At 34.5% G+C, this 20,180-nt stretch carries 9 protein-coding genes; all 9 read right to left on the bottom strand.

Annotated features, from left to right (window positions below; all coding sequences use genetic code 11):
- Positions 1 to 1,521: BNR-4 repeat-containing protein (locus tag DFQ02_RS09315; protein WP_116524163.1), on the bottom strand; the 1,521-nt coding region annotated here is incomplete at its 3' end.
- A gap of 185 nt (positions 1,522 to 1,706) precedes the next feature.
- Positions 1,707 to 5,171, bottom strand: a complete 3,465-nt coding sequence (locus DFQ02_RS09310) for a glycosyl hydrolase (protein ID WP_116524162.1) — start codon at positions 5,169 to 5,171, stop codon at positions 1,707 to 1,709.
- A 128-nt stretch (positions 5,172 to 5,299) separates the two neighbouring features.
- Positions 5,300 to 7,603: a T9SS type A sorting domain-containing protein gene (locus tag DFQ02_RS09305; RefSeq protein ID WP_116524161.1), complete on the bottom strand. Its 2,304-nt coding sequence runs from the start codon at positions 7,601 to 7,603 to the stop codon at positions 5,300 to 5,302.
- Positions 7,604 to 7,665: 62 nt separating this feature from the next.
- Positions 7,666 to 10,263 carry a glycoside hydrolase family 2 TIM barrel-domain containing protein gene (locus DFQ02_RS09300; RefSeq protein ID WP_116524160.1) on the bottom strand — a complete coding sequence of 866 codons (2,598 nt, stop codon included), beginning with the start codon at positions 10,261 to 10,263 and terminating at the stop codon, positions 7,666 to 7,668.
- Between the two features lie 29 nt (positions 10,264 to 10,292).
- Positions 10,293 to 12,023 carry a sulfatase family protein gene (locus DFQ02_RS09295; protein ID WP_245940247.1) on the bottom strand — a complete coding sequence of 577 codons (1,731 nt, stop codon included), beginning with the start codon at positions 12,021 to 12,023 and terminating at the stop codon, positions 10,293 to 10,295.
- A 143-nt stretch (positions 12,024 to 12,166) separates the two neighbouring features.
- Positions 12,167 to 13,741, bottom strand: a complete 1,575-nt coding sequence (locus DFQ02_RS09290) for a T9SS type A sorting domain-containing protein (RefSeq protein WP_116524159.1) — start codon at positions 13,739 to 13,741, stop codon at positions 12,167 to 12,169.
- Positions 13,742 to 13,946: 205 nt separating this feature from the next.
- Positions 13,947 to 14,723: a T9SS type A sorting domain-containing protein gene (locus tag DFQ02_RS09285; RefSeq protein ID WP_116524158.1), complete on the bottom strand. Its 777-nt coding sequence runs from the start codon at positions 14,721 to 14,723 to the stop codon at positions 13,947 to 13,949.
- A gap of 184 nt (positions 14,724 to 14,907) precedes the next feature.
- Positions 14,908 to 18,969: a hybrid sensor histidine kinase/response regulator transcription factor gene (locus DFQ02_RS09280; RefSeq protein ID WP_181896385.1), complete on the bottom strand. Its 4,062-nt coding sequence runs from the start codon at positions 18,967 to 18,969 to the stop codon at positions 14,908 to 14,910.
- Positions 18,970 to 19,032: 63 nt separating this feature from the next.
- Positions 19,033 to 20,178, bottom strand: a complete 1,146-nt coding sequence (locus tag DFQ02_RS09275; protein WP_116524156.1) for a glycoside hydrolase family 88/105 protein — start codon at positions 20,176 to 20,178, stop codon at positions 19,033 to 19,035.
- Between the last annotated feature and the right edge of the window lie 2 nt (positions 20,179 to 20,180).

The following is a 20,180-nucleotide window of genomic DNA, read 5'->3' as shown; positions in this document are numbered from 1 at the left end:
TTTATCGGCACAGGTCTCTCCTACAGACTCTATGGTAAAATTATTTGCTGCTAAGGGGTCTTGTGGTACAATGCCTAAATCTATGATTTGAAGGTATGTAGGCTGTGTATCATCAGTATCTGAAGCATTATTCTCTAACAAGTAATAGTATAATTTTCCGTTAGATATATAAACTTGTCCTTTTTGGAATCGTCTGCCAGAAGTTTGCTCGTAAATTCTAGTAAATTGATTTGTTCCTCCTTCTGCTCTCTCTACAAAAGGGCGTCCAGATGAATTTAAGCCAATTACGAAAACCTTATCTCCAGAGGTGTATAATTCTGATGCTCCGCTGAAATCTTCTGAGATAATAAAATTGCCAGAACCATTGGGTTGATAGCTGTGAATATTTTTGGTTACATTATTTTCATCGTCTCGAACCTTACTGATAATATGAACATCACCATTATCAGTAACCGTCCAATCAAAACCTCCTACAATATATACCTGATTCTGTTTTGTAGTTTGCACATAATCTCCAGGCTCGTACACTAATACTTCCTCTGCTTTTACTAGTGGAGATGTGATTGGCTCTCCCTTGTAGTTTTTCCATTGGGATGCGCCTGTAGGGTCGTCAGAGTATGCATAATATACACCGTTTTGATATCTGTATTTATCAGTCCCATTATTTAATCTACGCTGAAAACCGATTCGTATTTTCCCATCGGCATACTTAATATTGCCATAAATGCTCCAATTGTGCGTTTCTCCTTTACTACCAGCTCCTAGTGCATTAAAAAATTTAAATCGCCCCCATTTTTGTGCGTCGGCATCGTATTTAATAAATGCTTGAGCGCCATCATGTGAGCTACCCTTTCTTAAGGTTAAAAATAACTCGTTGTCATCATTTAAGAAAAATGACGGATAGGTAAACCTATTGTAATGCCCTGGGTCTCGAACACCATCCATTGTACAATGGCGGTAATCATTATCAATAGGGTCTTTAACAAATTTGTTTAATGTAAACTCTTCATCAGAAACCTCTGCAGCACCACTCACTGAATAGGTATATCTAAAATAATCATTTACAAAAGGGCCACTATTACCATAAGCGTGCATATCAAAAACCATGTGAATAGTACCATTTATTGGGCTGATTCCGATGGCAATGGTATTATGCGTTTCACCAATCCACCATTTACCGTTAAAACCTGTATGCTGGTGTGGAAACTCAATAGTTTTCATGCTTCCTGTTTCAGTGTTATACCGTGTTAGCATCATGTGTCTATCTAATTTCCCACCTCTATACCACGTCATAAACACATATTGCTTGTAAGTCTTTATACAATCACCATGAGGTGATAAAGTACGACCATAAGCATAATCATAGGGTTCAGAGGCACCTTGTCTAGTACTACTTTGATTTTTAATACCATCAAAATATATGGCTAAATCTGTTATATGAATTTCCTTCTCTAGTTTAACTTGAGCAGAAGCAACGAAAGTCACTATCAATGCAAACGATAGAAAAATAGACTTGAGCATAATTTTCTTAGTTATATATTATTAAATTTTAATCTTTTTTTGATTTGTAAAGATATTTCAACATGCATGAAATGGTATCCTGTACCCTCCTGAACATCAGGCATATCCATAGTGAAATCGACAATATGTAAATTTTAAATAAAACTAAGTATGAAGTAAACAAAAAACAATTACTAAATAATCAATTAGAGTAAACTTTTAATAACTACAGGACCGACTAAACCAGAAGCTTCTAATTCAGTTTCATTGGGTTTAGGCCCTGCAGTGGTCCATGTTTTCTTTTGTCCTTTAGGTCGGGAGTTATCAAAAATTAATTGATTTCGCCATGTATTAGTCACTTTAATCTCAAGTTCGTTTTCCCCTTTCTTAACATACTCGCTAATATCAAACTCAAAAGGAGGCGCCCATTTTACACCTACTTTTTTACCATTGCACCAAAGTTCTGCTATGTTCGCAACTTCACCCAAATCCAATACAGTATGTTTACCTAAGCTTTCAATATGTATAACTTTTGAATAGATTGTTGTTCCTGAGTAATGTCTTACGGCATCGTTTTCAAACTCAGTAAGCGATTTTAATTCTGTAGCTTCTATTGATTTTGGGGTATCCCAGCCGTCTTCAAAAGCTAACTTCCAATTGGTTTGGTATGGAGTTTCTTTTAAAACAATAGATTTTTTGAAGGTATTATCATTTTGATAAAATACAAAATCACCTGATGTTGAAGCCATAAATTCATCTTCTTTGAAGTCAATTTGAATATGCTCATCTTCTAGATGCTTTTGAAACCAACCCGTTTCGGTATTTAAAATTACCTTATTATTGTGAGTTACTTTTGAAGCCAAAGGGGGATTATTTTCTTTTGAAAACACAATAATCGCACTTCCATTTGACGGTAATGACACAACTATATTAATTCTATCGTTTTCTTTTTGCCAAATTTTAACATTTTGCTGATGCCCTGTAAAAGCATCCCAAATTTGAGGTGTTCTATTTGATACTCTAAAACTTAAAGCAACGTCAATCGGATTATTCTCTTTTGAAGCCACAAAATAAATATCGGCATCATTAGTTTTTCGGTGAATCCAATTAATATCTAAACCTTCAGGTACAATTACATCTGGAGCAATACGTTCTGTCTCAAGCACCTCATCTAATGTTTTCCCCCAATACACACGGCCTTTACCTACTTGCTTTATGCCACTTTCAGTATCTCCCCAAAGCAAATCAGAAATAGCAAGTAATTCTTTTACATCATTTTCATCATCCATTAAACTTGGTGAATCTTTGGGTTTATCACCTAAAATCACCGCGCCATTTTCAACCAACTCCTTTAGTTTTTGAGCGGTTGAAAGCAACATATTCTTAGAATCTCGTAATTGGATAACTTTGTAATCACCACCATTTTCAACATGAATTTTACCGTTTTTCACGCTTAGTTTTTCTTGTAAAATTTCAGCATTTAAATAATCAAATCGATAACCTTTAGGAAACTCATCCAAATCAAACGGTGGACGTTCATAATGGTCGCCATAATACCAAAGCACATCAGCAACATATTCTCCTTGTTGCAATACATATTGATTTCTAGACAAATAATCTACCCAATCTGGCATGTATTGCCACCAAGTTTGCTCTCGAACTAATGGAAAACCAATTCGCCCCCCAAAACTAGAACCTGGGTAAACATCGGTTTGTGGCGTATGTGAAAACGTGTGAAATACCAAATGATTTACACCTTTAGCAAAATTATAATCAATTAAATATTTTACAGAAAACGGATGTTCATTCCATTTTACACCTACTTGTGTACAAGCCTCTGCTGCTAATTTTGGTTTGTTGTACAAATGCGTTGCAGAAGCTGCATTGTATATTGGTTTTGCATATTCATTTTGATCAGAAGGCGCTTTTGGATACCAAAACTCCGTCATCGGGATATCACTTACACCATAATAACGCATGGGGTCTATAGGTAGCACTTCTCCTCCTGCCCCTTCGGTATATACCTCGGCTCCCATTTCGTGTGCTATCGTTGCAAAATGTTTAAAGAAATTATCAATAAACACTTCGTCCATAGTATGACGTAAATCCCTCAAAAACTTAGTAGTTATTTTAGGGCTTTCAACAATGTAACCCATGGTTGCTGGCATGTAATTTTTCATGCTGTAGCCACGTCGTGTCTCAAATTCTGAAAATAAATCTTCAGAATTCATAGTCCATGTTGGCACATGACTTTCCCAACTATCAATCAACAAACCATGCAATTTCCCATCACCAATAGGCCCACCATCTTTTATTAAATTACCAATCATACCTTTTCTTAAATGGTTTTCAATAGTAATTTTATCTAATTTACTCGATTCCCAACCTGTAGCTTCTGGAACTGCAGGTTTATTAGTTAATCGCATATTAATATGTCCAAAACGAACCACCGTCCAATTCCCTTCTGGAACCTCCCAAGTGAGTCTACCATCGGCAGTCATTTTATCGGTTATGTTAATAATTGAATTGGCCTTAATAACGGTATTTTTGGCATATTCAATTTCTACATCTTTTTCTAAACGGCGTAATACTTTTGCTGCTTTGGCTTCGTGATTATGCAATCTTGGTTGTGAATTTAAACGAATAAATTCTGGAGCGATATTATGACTACCTTTAAAGGTAAAAATAAACTCTTTTGCAGTAGTTTCAGGAATTGTTAGTGTAAGGTGTTTTCGGCGGTCATTCCAGTTGGCATCAGGAATATTTAGCGTGGTTATTTCTGCGCGTTTGTTATCGATTAATGCTTCAACTTGAATATTAACATCTATAACAGGATATTCTGTACCCATAGTCATATGGCGTATTTGTGGGAAGGTTATAGTTCTTAAGGTAACAGGTGCCTCATAATTTAGTTTTACCCAAGTATCTTGATCATTTACTTTTGAAATACCACTAGCTCTGTATACGTCTAATGGCATGTTTAACCGGGTTGTGGTGCGGGTAATGGTGAGTTTTGAATTAGGATTAAAAATAGCTCCCCAAGGTACAATTGTATTATTGGTTTCAAAGCTTGAAGGATTTAAAGGTTTTAAATCATCACCTTCGACTGTCGGGAATGCCAATACTTGAATATCTTGATAATTGTAATCTGCTGTGTGATACAAGGAATCGATTTCTAAAATTTCATTGAAATTCTTACCACCAGAAATGTGATACGTAGTTTCTACCACTTCGCGTTGTGCTTCTTCAACGGGCACCCAAGGGCCGCCAGTCATAGACCACCCTGGGCAATTTTGCATGGTGAATTTTAGCCCTAAGCGTTTACATTCATCGGCAGCATGCCTAATCATGTCTTCCCATTCTGGTGATAAAATTTTTATAGGCTCAACATTTGGATATGGTTGTCCTGCTTTGTTGAATAAATGAATACCTTGCAAACCCGCGGCTTTTATGGCTTCTAAATCTAGGGTTAATCCTTCTTTACTTATATTATTACCTATTAGGTGAAACCAAGTTTCTGGGCGGTATTGCTTATCTGGAGTTTTAAAGCCTTTGGATAATTCTTGAAATGTTGGAGAGGTATCAACTAACGATACGACTTCATCTTTACTGGAATTACAACTTAAAATTATTACTAAAAAAAAACTAAAAATTACCGCTAAAAATCTCATATTATAATCTTATTTGAATAAAGTTTGAAATTAAATAATGTTTAACGATTACCTATCCTGTATAGTCCTGAATATAAAAAGGGTAACTTCTTTAAGACACCCTTTCATATTTTAAAATATTAAACCTCCTATTTTTTAATCACCTTTAAAAAAGAAGGTTTTTCTGCATTCACTTTAATAAAATAAATTCCGTTTGGCTTATCACTTATATTAAGACGAACAACACCATTATTAACTTGATATATTTTAGATAGAATGGCTTGTGATTGAATATTATAAACCTCTAAATGAATATATTTAAGATTTTCAGGCATAAACATTTCAAATTCACCACTTGACGGATTAGGATAAGCTTTAAGATTTTCTAATAAATTAATGTGCTTTTCAAGTTTTCCTTGACAAGCTGCCTTACCAGTTATTTGTAGGTCATCACCATGTTGAATGTCTATTGCAAAACTTTTATTGTTAGTTTCTAAAACGGCAACTCCATTCTTTAAAACAGTGTAAGGTGCCGTACCTTTGGTAATGGTAATTGCTGCTCTTTTCTTATCTACATTAATTTTACCTGTTAAATTAGGTGCACTTTCTATAGTTGCTTGATAACATCGATTATAAATATCTCCTTCAATAGTAATGCAAAAATCATATACCCCTGGATTTAAATTTTCTATGGTTGCTGTTTTTGTAAAATTAATTGTTTGACCATTAATGGTAACTACATAATTTCTACCTATTAATGCATTTATAGTAATACTACCGTTTTTCTTATCTACGCATGTTTCACCAACAATTTGTATTGTAAAGTTATTTGGTATTGTGGGTGAGCTTCTTCTTTCTAGCTGCGCCAAAAACAAATCTGGTTGCGCAATACTTTCACCAACCCCAGCAACTTCAACTAATTGGCTATTAACCTTATCAATTGGTTCATTTTGTTTACGTGCACCCTCAACACCTATATAGTTTAGAAAAGCAAAACCATCAGTACTCGCTGGTTCAATTTCAATATCGGGAACAACATTTTCGTATGTAATATTCCAATAGGTGGTCCTAAATCCAGCATTAGGTCCTCGCTCTCTTCCAGCTACACCTGGTTGGTTAGAACCACTATTAAACCATAATCGTTCTGGCCTTCCAATATCTATGTTCGTCCAAAGATTAGCATAAGGTGCATTTCTATGATTATCAAAAGCCATTGCAACACCTTTTCCACTTCTAAAAACATTAAAGGCAGCAACCCCTTCTACAGATAATTCGTGCCAATGTACTTCCTTAAACTCAAAGTCTTCAAAAAGATTGTAAAATCCTTGAAAAACCTCTAAAGGGTGGTGGCCACCTCCAGCCTGTTGTTTCATTCTGTTAATAAACGTGCTTTTGGGCTCTACTGGTGGTAGCGACACACTTCTTTGTACATCCTGTATTAGAACGCCACTTACTGTATTGTGGGCACTTTTTCTGTGTATGCGGATGCCGTACTCTAAATCTATCAATTCAACATTTTTCACCCAACAGTTAATAACTTCATTTAGCTCCATAATTCTAAAACCTATGTAATCATTATGTACAAACGCCACATTATTATTACACACAAATGAAATATTTTCTATACCCATTTCTGAGGTAGTCGTATCCATATTCATTTTTCTAATAAAAGGGCTCCACTCTGTTCTAAGTTCTATTGGCAAGGGTCTGTCGAACGTTATCGTATTTCCATTAACTGCTGTAACATATGCATACCAATAGAAAATTCTGGGATGAATAAAAAGATCTTTAGTACTAGGACCTATTGCATCTAAATTTCCATGCAGGTAAGACGAGAAAGAATCATCTGCCGGATCCTGTTGTTCCAATTGAACAAAATCTCCTACATTTAGAGAACTTCCGCCCGCTACGTTAAACTCATTAACACCCTGCGCAACATTAGCACTTACATTTCCAATATTTGTGGTTTCAAATTTTCCTAGCATCCTTATATGATAGGAAGTTAATGATGGAGTACCATTAGGGAAATAAAATGTGGTTAGTGGCCTACCATTGGAGTCCACCTCACCTCTGAGCACTACTCCTGAAACATTTAACTCTAACTGATTATCAATTACCCATCTTCCTTTAGGAATAAATATAGCTCCTCGCTGATTTCTCGAGAGCGTAGCTTGCTGATTAATTAAACTCTGTAAGGCAGCTGTATCGTCTAATTCATCATCTGGCATTGCACCTGTTGTAGTTAAATTAGCAACTACTGGTACGTTTGGTATACTTTCATTTGAAGACTTATAGCCAGCATATGAGAAATCGGGTAATCTTCCTGCAGGATCCCAATTAATACCATTAGGGCCCCATAAAGAACTTTCCCTAACTTGCCCCTGAGATAATAAGGCGCATCCAAAAATAAAAAGCAAGCTGCTTAAACGGGTATTAATAAATATCTTTTTCATAGTTTTAAAGTATCACTTTGTGATGGTAATGTTTTCTTTCTAAATTATTTTAAAATTAATGATTAATTCACTCTTCTTAATTTAATACCACTCAATCGAGTGTCTCCTTTTTTAGCGTTGAATTCAACATTAATACCCTTATCCTCCTCAACAGTTATTAAAAAGCGTTTGGTAACACCGCGGTCAGGTCCGTAGGTTTGTTTTAAATTAATAGCATTCCAAATCTGTTTTCCATTCACCGAAATAGTCATCACATTCTCACCTTTGGATTTTAATTCAGCCATCAATAACGACAACTCATAAGTTCCATCGGGCACATCAAACTTGTAAGCCTCTATGCCAATGCGTTGCGTTTGGTAAATAGGGTCATTTTCTGTTCCTTTTACACTTACGTCGGTACCAATATTATTTCTTCGACTGCTTTTGAATCTTAAAAAATCGCCCCCTACATAACCAAAACTTCCTTTTTCATAAGGCTTATCAGGCATCCATAAATAATCCATATTATCGGTTTCGATGAAATAACAGTAAGAACCCACATTAATGGCTATTTCTTTAAATGGATTGGTTTCACTTTTTAGGTTTTTAGGCTGAAGTGTAAAATCTATAAATGCGACATCTTTTAAAGTTACTCCATCTTTTTCTGAAACTACTTCAATTAGATTTTGACCCTGCTGAAATGGTACGTTGAATGTTGCAGTTGAAAAATCGAAGGTTTGTTTTCCTAGTGATTTACCATTTGCAAATAATTCTACTTCTTCAATGTTACCTACTACAGTTATAGGTTGGTTAGCAATATTGGCACCTTCACTATCTTCTATACCAGATCGATTAGTCCATCCTTTGGATGCAATAGCCAAAAAGGGTGTTTTCTTTAAGAGTGCTTGGTACAAATAGTAAGCATCTTTTTTCTCTCTAGTTGCCGACACCAAACCTTTATTATTAATGTGTGGCACCGCATCCTTTCTGTGTTCTACCTGAAAATCGGCATAGTTCCATACATTGGCGCCAACTATTTCTGGGATATTGAGAATGGCTTTCATATAAGCTTTGTGTAATAAAAACTGATATTCTACACTAAAGTCGAAACGAGTAGGGTTATATGTTCTTAATCTAGGGTCTGCACCACCCCCATATTCACTTAAAATAAAGGGTTTATCAGGGTCAAGTTCTAGCGAGCGTTTCACTAAATCTCGTAGGTTTTTATCTATATCTTCTAATTCTTCAATATACCAACCGTAATATTTGTTATAACCAACTATTTCTGTTACTCTAATACCTAATTTATCTTGGTAGGCAGGTTCTCTAAAGAACACCGTATAGGAATATCTTGTTTTATCCTCTTCCTTAATAGTTTTTGCTAAGGCCTCGTGCGTATTTTTAAAATGTTTCACATAGTCTTCTCCTAAACTTTCAGGTGCTTTCATAGTGGTTTCATTCCCTAAATTCCATGCTACAATAGCGGGATTATTATAATTAAAACGAATGGCCTCCTTTAGCATATTTATGCTATTTTGTTTTCCTGCTTCATTAGCCGCCGCTTTATCTACAAAAGGGATTTCTAAGGTAGCAATAAACCCCAATTTGTTACACATTTCTAATATAGCAGGGTCTTGTGGGTAATGTGCAATCCGTAAAAAATTAGATCCCATGTCTTTTAAAAGCTTCATGTCGTTACGGTGAATTTCATCACTCACCGCATTGGCTTTACCATAAAAATCTTGATGACGACACGTCCCAATTAACTTGGTTTGCTTACCGTTAATAAAAAAACCTTTGTTGGCATCAAAACTAAACCATCTAAAGCCCACTGGGTTTTCAATTTTATCATAAACAACTCCTTTTCTATCTACAATTTCTGAAACGAGTTTATACAAATACGGGCTTTCAGGCGACCATAAATTTGGATTGGCTATTGAAAATTCACTATAGGTATCTTTTCCGAATGTGGATTTAGATTTTACATGCTTTACCAAGTTGTTATTCGCATCAAATAAGGATTGCTGTACGTAATAATTACCCTTTTTAGGTCTCACTAATTTTGATTGTATAGATACTTTTGCCTCAGTTTCTGAAACTTCAGGGGTTCTTACAAAAATGGCATTGGCACCTAAATTGGCCACTTCAAAATGTACAGGTTTAGTGATGATTAAATGTACATCTCGGTAAATACCCCCATAAAATGAAAAATCGGCTGCTTGCGGTATAATTTCATCGTTATGTGAATTATCAACCTTGACAACTATTTCATTTTTATCAGCTTTTAAAACTGAGGTGATGTCTCTTGCAAATGTGGTGTAGCCACCAATGTGATCGTCACCCACAGTTTGACCATTTACGTAAAGAGAGGTGACTTGATTTGCTGCTTCAAATAGTAAAAACACTTGTTGGTTTTCATAAACTTGTGGAACATGCAATGTTTTTTTATACCAACCTTCACCTCTGTAATAGCCATCTTCATCATCTAAAATATCCTCGGTATTCCATGAATGCGGAATAGTTACGTTTTCCCAAACAACAGTCTCATCTGTATTAAAAGGTGTCTCTAAACTTCCTTTGTGAAAATACCACGCTTCATTAACGGTTTCTATATGTCTTACTTGTTGCGCATAGCTGAATGCTGTAAGGATTAGTGCAAGTAGTGATAGAAGTTTTTGCATTTATTTTGAATTGTTTTTTAAAAAATGATTTAGTTAAATTCTGCAACTTCGCTTGGCATAAAACCAATGCGATGTGCTTGAACTATGAGTTTAGAACCTTCAGGTAATTGAATAGGATTTTGATATACTTCCCATGAATTTGGAGTTTTACCATCTATACCAACAATTTTGTAGCCTATAGAAGCACCCTCGGTTTCACAAGTCACTTTTACAAAGCTGTTTTCAGAGGTAATAATGGGTTGTGATGTTACTGGTTGTGTACTTTTACCAGACCACAATTGTTCAATGAGTTTTGCTTCATCAAGGTTTGGTTGGTCTCCAATATCTGCCAACCACCGATCCATTTCAGCACTTAATTCTTTAAGTTTTTCTTGATTTTCTGGGTTTGCTGCAAGATTATTGAGTTCATATGGGTCAGCTTCACAATCAAACAATTCTTCCTTGGGTTTTTGTTCTCTAAACCATTGCATTTGAATATCATTTAATTCCCCTTCTGCTTTTAGTCTTAATAACTCTTGCATTGTCGGGATTCTCTCACGGTATTCTACTGGCAAATAATAGCCCTGTTCTGGTCTGTAATTACGAATATATTTAAATCTGCTATTACGAACGGCTCTTATGGCATCGGTAAAGCCATCAAACCTGTCGGCTGCTGCATGAATATATGTTCGTTCTTCTGCCTTGTACTTGCCTAAAAAGGCTTGCCCTTGCATGTATGGTTTTGGTTCTTCATTTATAAGTGATAATAATGTCGGTGCAAAATCTACAAAACTGATGAGTTGCTCATCTTTCGTACCTGCTTTTAATTTATTTGGAAACCGAATAATCATGGGGGTATTTAAACCGGAATCGTAAATCAAACGTTTTTCTCTAGGTAATGGGCCACCATGGTCTCCATAGAAAAAAATAATGGTGTTTTCAAGCAAACCATCAGCTTCTAACTGTTTTAATATGGCTCCCACTTGATGATCCATTTCTCCAATATTGTTATAAAGTTTCCACATATCTCGCTTTACAACATCGGTATCTGGAAGGTATGGTGGAATATTAAATTCGGTGTCTTTTGGAAGATATACAGATGTTTCTTCTTCCGTTTTATTGCCTTTACCCCATTGATAGTTTCTATCGCCAGCTTTATAATGTCGTGTTTCTATATACCTATGTCCATAGGGCTCAAACAGACCCGATTCGTGGGTGTCGGTAAAATTAAAGACTGCGAAGAATGGTTGATCTTTTTCACGATTTCTCCAATGCGCGTAGGGACTACTTTCGTCCCATGCCGTAACAGGGTGTTTAAATTGATAATCTGTTTTAAGATTATTGGTACAATAGTACCCTTGTGTGCGCATCCACTCACTTATCATTTTAACATCTGCTGGTGGCACCGCTTCATATTTGGGTAAACCTGTTACTTCGGTATACGAATTGGTACGCATATGGTTAGCGCCAATACTGGATGGGTACATGCCTGTGGCTATGGCTGCTCTACTTGGTGCGCAAACCCCAGAGGTGGAATATACATTTGGATAAATAACGCCTTCACTTGCTAGTTTACTTAAATTGGGTGTTACTACGGTTGAATCACCAAAAGGTGGAATATAAGCCCCCATATCCTCGGTAACTAACCAAAGTATGTTTGGGCGTTCTTGAAGATTTAATATTGAACTATTTGCTTTGGAATTGACATCCACTTTAGTTTTATTACCGCAACTTAACACCAACAAGTACAGTAAAATAATAGACATTTTAACAGGTTTCATCTCTTTGTTTTAGCGAGTTAAAATTAATAATATAGTGTAGCATTACTGTCCTGCATTGTCCTGACACTTCTAAACAAAAAAACAGTCAGATTTAAAAAAACCCGACTGTTTTGGTATAAAAAACTACTTTAACTTTTATAATCCTATCTCTTAATAATTTTTTTAGTTATAATAGACCGTTCCCCAGATAATATAACCAAGTAAATACCACTTGATAATACACTAGCATCTAAGTTTAATGAAGAAACACCTTCCGCTTGTTTTACTATGAGAGATTTACCTAATAAATTAAATACCTCAACTTTATTTATATTGCTTGATAAACCTTTAATTTGAATTGTATTATTAACCGGGTTGGCTACAAAAACTGAACTTTTATCAAATTCCAAACTACTAAGTGAATTAACACTTTCTAAAAACCATTTTGTATTAGTTCCAAATGAAGTTATATACCTAACATTACCAGAATCATCAAAGGAAATTCTTGGAGTGGTTGTTTGCGGAGTATGAATATCATAGGCGCCAGAACCATTAGAAATAAATTCAAAAATTCTTGTATTATTTGTATCAGAAGTTGGTGTTAAAGTTGTTGTAGGATACACATTTTGCCCTTCAAACCTTACAGCATCCCAATTAGTTACTGTACAGGAAATATTGTAATAACCAGCGGTTCCAACAGATTTTATCTCAAAAATTTGTGTGTCACTATCTGGTAAAATCTCATCTGCGGTGATTATATTTTGATTTGGAGATGCCGCTACCGTCCAGTACTTACCAGTTACGCTATGTTTTATTTTATAAAGCCCTTCAAGTCCTTCTGATCCATTATTACCGGCAGAATCATCAGGTAAAGCAGATTCTAAAGTAGTTGTGACGCGCATATCATCAAAATCTGTTATCACCTCAAAATTACATGCGTTTTCATTATAAGAACCCCACTTTGGGTAAACTTCAACACCGTCAAATGTTTTATGATAGGCTCTTTTATCAGAATCTGCCAAAACCACTTGATATTCATTAAAATTAAGATTTGAAAGTGTTTGCTGTACTCCATTAAACCAGAACTCCAAATAGCCTTCATATCTATTATTAACCACATCAAAATTATCATCAACCTTGACTTTTATAACAAAAGTCACCCATTCATCTTCGGGAATTACATGTTGCCATAATGTTGTTCTTCGCTGGGTTATAGACCCTGGCCTGTTCCAATTCGGTTCTGCTGGTCCGAAGGCATTTAAACTTAAAGTTGTGCCATCGTAAGACATCGTATAAGGATAATTTTGTTTATTCGTGTTAATATCTCCACCATCAGTAGTTTTCCATTGAAACACAGCAATACCAGCATTTAAATTTGGTTCAGAATTAAATCTCCAACGCCAACCATAATAATAAGTTCCGCCTTTTTGAGGGGTAAATGTATTTACGTCGCCCGTAGTTCTGGCAAATTCTGCTCTCTTTCTAGAAACAGGTTTAGTTATACGCCAAAATTTACCAAACTCAGAATCTATAGGTGTAGTGACAAATGGTGGATTATTGGGATCATCAACACAATCATCACCACTTGGGTTGCTATTACCATTAGGGTCTAGGCGTCTAAAATTATCATTTACAGATAAATTAGGGTCTCCGTACCATAATACTTGTGCATTAAGCGCATTTGATAAGAATATAACAATTAAATACAACAAATAGGTTTTAATGTTTTTAGTTTTCATAGCTGTTTTTTTAATCCATTATTGCACGTTACAAGAAGATATTCATATGGAATTATTAAACGTTCCAAAGAGCATATTAAACATCAATTTTATTAGCCCCACTTCGATTCAAAAAAGGCTCGGTTTTAAACCAAGCCTTTTCATCATTATTAATCCGAGTTGTGCTAATTGCTTAAGCAAAAACTACCCTCAGTACTTTAGTATTTTATCTCTTCACAACTTTTCTTGTTGCAAATGTATTTGTTCCAATAAATTTAACGACATAAACACCGCTTGATAAGGCTGTTGCATCTAAAGACAAAGATGATGCACCACTTGTTGATTTTTGTATTAAAGACTTTCCTACCAAGTTAAATACTTCAACTTTATTAATGTTGGATGACAACCCTTTAATTTGGATAAAATCGTTTATTGGATTAGAAATAAATACAGAACTTAAATTAAAGTCATCATTACTTAACACTGCAGCTTCTATAGTCCAAATTTGTCTGTTGTCATTTGCATCAAGTGGAACAGCAGTGATAGTACCTACATTATCACCATCTATAGTTTGATTAGTTTCATTCTCGCGAACGTAAATGTCAGCAAGATGAAATCGATAATCATTACCGCTAACATTAACAAAAATTGCTCTTCTATCTGCGGCAGGAGAATAACCATTAGTTTGTCCAAGAGCACCATAATTAGGACCCGATATAAAAATTTTCATTAAACCTCTTGATCCTAATACTTCGAACGTACCATTAGCATCTAGAGCTGTAAGATTAAATGTAGTCTTAGCCCCATTTAAACTTGAACTAGTTTCATACCGCCAACCTTCCTGAGTACCCGTAAGGGCTGCCAATTCAGCGCCTCCTGTGGAGAGGTATTTACCAGTTTCTTTATTTTTTATGGTATAATCACCATTTTGAATCTGAGCTTGTGTCTGAAAAACAGCTGCAAAAAGGATTAATACTGTAAATTTAAAAGTAAAATTTTTCATAAAATACGTTTTTTAGTTAGTATAAATTTTAATTGTTAATTGGACCTTACCTTAATTTAGTCAAGTCCTAGCAACAACAAACATAGCAAAAAACCGGGGTTCAAAATTCCTTAAGATGTGGAAAAAACTCCTTTTTAACCTCTAAAAGCCCTTGTATTACATGCATTAGACCAAAACCCCAGACTTAATTCTCTAAAAAGGACTGCGCATACTCACTTGGCGTTTTTCCAAACTTAGCTTTAAAACTTTTGCTGAAGTATTTTTGGTCTTTAAAACCTACTTTAGCACAAACTTGGTTAATGTTGGCTTTACCCTTTTCTAAAAGTTGGGCTGCACGGATAAGCCTTATATGTTGTATAAATTGTTTAGGGGTATAATCTGCCCAAGCTTTAAATTTGGTAAATAATACAGATTTGCTAACCCCTAATGCTTCGCAAAAGAAGGGGATATCAAAATTGTAATCACTTATGTTTTGCTCAATGATATCTAGTGCCTTATTGTACAAAGTTTCATCTAAAGACGACATTCGTATATCTTCTACCTTAAACACATCATGTGTATTTAGATTAGATTTAATGTTTTGAATGGATTTTAAACTATTATTAATACGCAACTTTAATTCTTGAACGTTAAAAGGCTTGCTAATATAATCATCAGCACCACTTTGTAGACCCTCTATTTTATGTGTTATATCTGATTTTGCAGTTAATAATATAACCGGAATATGGCTGGTGCGAATATCTTCCTTAATTAATTTACACAACTCTAAACCTGTAGTTATTGGCATGACTACATCGCTTACAATTAAATCTATAGGTTCTTTAACGGCCATTTTAAAGGCTATCTTACCGTTTTCAGCCTCAAATACGTTATAGTCGTCTATCAAAATATTATGCATAAACATTCTGAGTTCCTCATTATCTTCTACCAATAGAATTGACATTTTTTTATCGGAACGAATTTTTGAAGAAAAGTTTCCTTCAAAAGGGACATCTGTGCTTTCTAACTGATTTTGATAAAAATCAATTTCTTCTTTAATATGTTTAGTCTCAGTAATTTCATGGGGTTTGAAATGTGATGCCCCTTTAAATAATTCAACTTTAAAAACCGAACCCTTTCCTTCAGAATTTGACGCTACGCTAATTTTACCTTTATGTAACTCTACTATATTTTTTACAATAGCCAAACCTATTCCTGTCCCTTTTTTAAGGGTTCTATCGGCAGCATTATTATCAACTAACTCAAAAAAGCGGTCAAATATTTTTCCCCAATACGCTTCAGGAATACCAATACCATCATCTTCAACCAGAAGCAATACCATTTCTCCTTCCTCCTTTATTTTAACGGTTATTTGACCTTGACTATCTGTATACTTAAAAGCATTAGAAATTAAATTAAAGAACACGCGTTCTAACTTATTTTCATCTATGTAAAGCCGAATTTCATTTGAAGGAGTTTCAAAATTATATTGATAGCCTTCACTAATAGCATAATCTGAAAAAGATTCGAAAACCTTCTTTAAGACATCTACTATATTATGCTCTGCTACTTGCAATGCCATTTGATTGCTTTCGTATTTTCTAAAATCCATTAACCTATTGATAAGTTGATACAGATGATTACTATTTCTTTTAATAACCTGAAGCTTTTTATATATACTACTACTCCCCTGATAGTTATCTAAAATTTGTTGTAATGGCCCTAAGATTAACGTTAAAGGTGTTCTAAACTCGTGAGATATATTGGTAAAAAACTCAAGTTTAGCTTGGTTTATCTTTTTTATTTGTTCTGCTTCTAAATGCTCTAATTCTAATTCGTGTTTTAATTTGGTTCGAGATTTTGAAATACTATATAAGTAATAAATTATTGAAATAACTATTAATATATATATAGCATATGCCCACCAAGTAAACCAAGGCGCAGGCCTAACATAAATATTTAATGTTGTTGGTGTTTCATTTATAACACCATTGCTATTAACACCTTTAACTTCAAAAACATAGTCTCCCGGCTTTTGTATGGTATAAGATGCTTCATTATTGCGTGTTTCATTCCAATTGGTTTCTAAACCCTTAAGACGGTATTTATAACTATTACTTTTTGAATTCACAAAACTTGGTATAGAGAACGACAGACTAAAATTTCCTTGATGGTGTTGCAATTCTATACTTTTGGTATAACTTATTGTATTTTGAAGCACCTTATGTGTATCATTCACCAAAACCGACTGATTATTAATTTTGAAATCAGTAAGTATCACTTGTGGTGCATAATGGTTTTTCACAATTTTACCTTCATTAAATACAGTTACCCCTGATGTCCCTCCAAAATAAAAGTCATCACCCAATCTCAAACCGGCATCTCTATTAAACTCGTTACTTGGTAAACCTTCTTTTATGGTATAATGCGCTACTACGGTCTTACTCGTAAAATTATATTTCACAATACCTTGTGTAAAGGTACTCATCCAAAAGCTGTTATCATCAGCTCTAACAATGCTTCTTATACCATCAATTTTTTCGTTACCTACTTTTAGATCTATATATTCAAACTGGTTGTTTGTAAATTTAAATAAACCGTCTTCAACAGTACCAATCCATAGGTCTTTATTAACATCTTCATAAATGGTGTTTATTTCAAACTTAATTTTAGAATCATTCTCATAAACAAAATTTTTTACTTTATTATTAGGAGTAATACAGTTTAAACCGCGTACTGTTCCTAACCAAATATTTTTAGCGCTATCTACCATTATAGTCTTGATATTACTATTGGTAAGACCAACAGGTTGAGATTTGGCGTTAAAAAGGAAAAAGTTTTTCTTTTTAAAGTTGTATTTAAGCAGCCCTTTACCATTGGTTCCCATCAAAATAGTATCATCAGAATATTGCACAAGTTTTAATACCCCTGCTTCACTAATAAAGTCCTTTAAATTATCAGGAAAAGCATTACTTATAAATTGTTGTGTTTTTAAATTGTATACAAAAGCTCCTTTATCAAAAGTACCAATCCAAAGAAAATCATTGGTAGTTACGCATAACGATTTTATGTTATCGCTTTTTAATTCTGAATTGTTTTTGGATGTTAAATGAACCGTTGTATTTGTATCTTTATTTAATATGGAAACTCCACCTCCTTCTGTACCAAATAGCATTAAATTTTTATAATTTTCTATGGAGCTTACAACCCTAAAACTTAAGCCCTTTTCGTAGGAATTCTGTGTTATATTAACAAAGTTATTATTAAATCTATTATAAATATTTAAGCCTCCATAGTAGGTGCCCACCCAAATGGTTCCAATATTATCTTTAAATACTGTTTTTATAAAATTATCATTTAAAGATTTGTTATTGTTCCCATCATGATATAGCGCATTTATATTTCTATCCTCATCAACAATATGAAGCCCGTTAAAAGTAGCAACCCATAAAAGACCGTTATCATCATAAATAAGTTTTCTGGCGTTTTTACTTTTTTTATCTATTTCAGATTCTTTAAAGTAGGGTTGAATTTTCTTGTTATGAATATTATATTCTAGAACACTTTTGGTTTTTGTTGCGAGCAGAATATTGCCATTTTTAGATTCTAGTAAATCGTTTATATTAAAGCCTTTAGAGTCCGGTATTAACTCCATTTGAAATGTACCATTATCTTTTCTAAAAAACTGATACAATCCTTTATTCGTACCAATATATATAGCTCCATCTTTTGTTTCGACAATGCATGAAGGTAATTGTAAGTTTGATATTCTAAAAAAATTATCTTTTGAAGCATCATAGATTGAAACCCCACCAAAATGACACACCCATATTTCTTGATTAGATAGTTGCCTAATGGCTATAATCATATTATTACCTAATACAGATTGATTATTATTTAAAAAATAGGATTTAAAAATATTCTTTTTTGGATCAAATTTATTTAAACCGAAAGCCGTACCAACCCATATAAAACCAGAGCTATCTTGCTCTATGTACTCAATACCATTGTTACTAATTGAAGTAGGGTTATCCTTTTCGTGACGGTACACCGTAAACTCAGTACCATTGTACTTGTTCAACCCGTCTTTTGTACCAATCCAAATCTGACCCAAATTATCTTGATGAACAGCCATAATGGAGTTTTGAGACAATCCATCTGCATCAGTAATATGACTGAAATTATAATCTGTATGTTGTGCTTGCCCTAAATGCAACAAAACAAGAGCGAACAAAAAACAAATATTTCTAAGTTTAAATAGTTTCAAAACTGTTTATAGCCAAAAAACGGGAACAACATGTTCCCGTTCTATATTATGAAAATTATAGTTTTAATCCAAATTTAAAACTTCGCTACCTGCCATTAAAAAGGCTCCGGTACCAAAGTTTTGCCAACTATCTGCCGATGCTGGCTCTGGGAAGGCACCAATATTCTGTACCCAGCCTACGCGACCATCTTCATGTTGGCAGGCCTTAAGTGCTTTCCACGCTTTTTTAACTGCCGGCGTATGCTTCTTATCCAATAAACCATTATTTATACCCCAAGCTAAAGCAAAGGTATGGAAGCCACTACCACTTACTTCACCGTGATCGTAAGACTCCGGACACAACAAACTAGTTCGCCATAAACCGTCTTCTGGTTGTATTTCTAGTATTTTATCAGCCATTTCTTTATACAGATTCTCATAAAACGGACGGTGTTCATAATCTGTTGGCATATCATCTAAAATTAAGGCTAAACCAGCAAATACCCAACCATTACCTCTAGACCAAAATACTTTTTTACCGTTTGGTTCTTTAGTATCTTTATCGTTGCCCTGCCAAACAAAACGCATATCTCTTGCAAATAAACGTTCTTCTTTATCATAAAGCTGATTATAAGTTTCCATATAAAACTTATGCATCTCATCTAGATACTTGGGTTGCTTAGTATGTTTTGCATACAAGTTTAAAACCGGAGGCGCCATAAATAAGGCGTCACACCACCACCACAAAATGGTTTTACCCATATTGCTTTTATCAGTACCTGCTTTCCAATTATCGTCATCATATAGATGTGCATCCAAGAATTTTTTGGTTGGTTCTAAGTCCACAAAATTTCTTCTTCCGCCCTTCATATCTATATAAATATAACTGTATGAAATGGCCACATCATCAGCATGATGTAAACGTTTATATGTTTGCCAATTGTTCCAATACCCTTGATTTTTTAAGGCTGCCATGTATATCATATCATTGGTGGACTTATGCGCTCTAGCAACACCAACATAATAAGCTCCTGCCGTCCAATCGGTTGGTGATATAGCAAAAATTGGGTGTGCTTCTTGCCACTCTAAAGCTTTAATCATTGATGCTTTTATATCGGACTTATCAATTGTTGAAACTACTTTTGGAGCTTCTACTGGTGTTACTTTCTGAGCCGTAGAGCAGTTGAATAATAACACTACCGCTACTAATGTTAAAATGGTTTTATTCATGA

Origin of the sequence: Seonamhaeicola aphaedonensis (genome assembly GCF_003386195.1) — a bacterium.
GTDB lineage: Bacteria > Bacteroidota > Bacteroidia > Flavobacteriales > Flavobacteriaceae > Seonamhaeicola > Seonamhaeicola aphaedonensis.
The sequence above is the reverse complement of the archived record's forward strand: the minus strand, read 5'-3'. Positions and strand labels throughout refer to the sequence as shown.

Excerpts from the sequence above, each read along its gene's own strand:
- DFQ02_RS09310 (WP_116524162.1), bottom strand. The coding sequence starts at position 5,171 with ATGAGATTTTTAGCGGTAATTTTTAGTTTTTTTTTAGTAATAATTTTA.
- DFQ02_RS09305 (WP_116524161.1), bottom strand. The coding sequence starts at position 7,603 with ATGAAAAAGATATTTATTAATACCCGTTTAAGCAGCTTGCTTTTTATT.
- DFQ02_RS09300 (WP_116524160.1), bottom strand. The coding sequence starts at position 10,263 with ATGCAAAAACTTCTATCACTACTTGCACTAATCCTTACAGCATTCAGC.
- DFQ02_RS09295 (WP_245940247.1), bottom strand. The coding sequence starts at position 12,023 with ATGAAACCTGTTAAAATGTCTATTATTTTACTGTACTTGTTGGTGTTA.
- DFQ02_RS09290 (WP_116524159.1), bottom strand. The coding sequence starts at position 13,741 with ATGAAAACTAAAAACATTAAAACCTATTTGTTGTATTTAATTGTTATA.
- DFQ02_RS09285 (WP_116524158.1), bottom strand. The coding sequence starts at position 14,723 with ATGAAAAATTTTACTTTTAAATTTACAGTATTAATCCTTTTTGCAGCT.
- DFQ02_RS09275 (WP_116524156.1), bottom strand. The coding sequence starts at position 20,178 with ATGAATAAAACCATTTTAACATTAGTAGCGGTAGTGTTATTATTCAAC.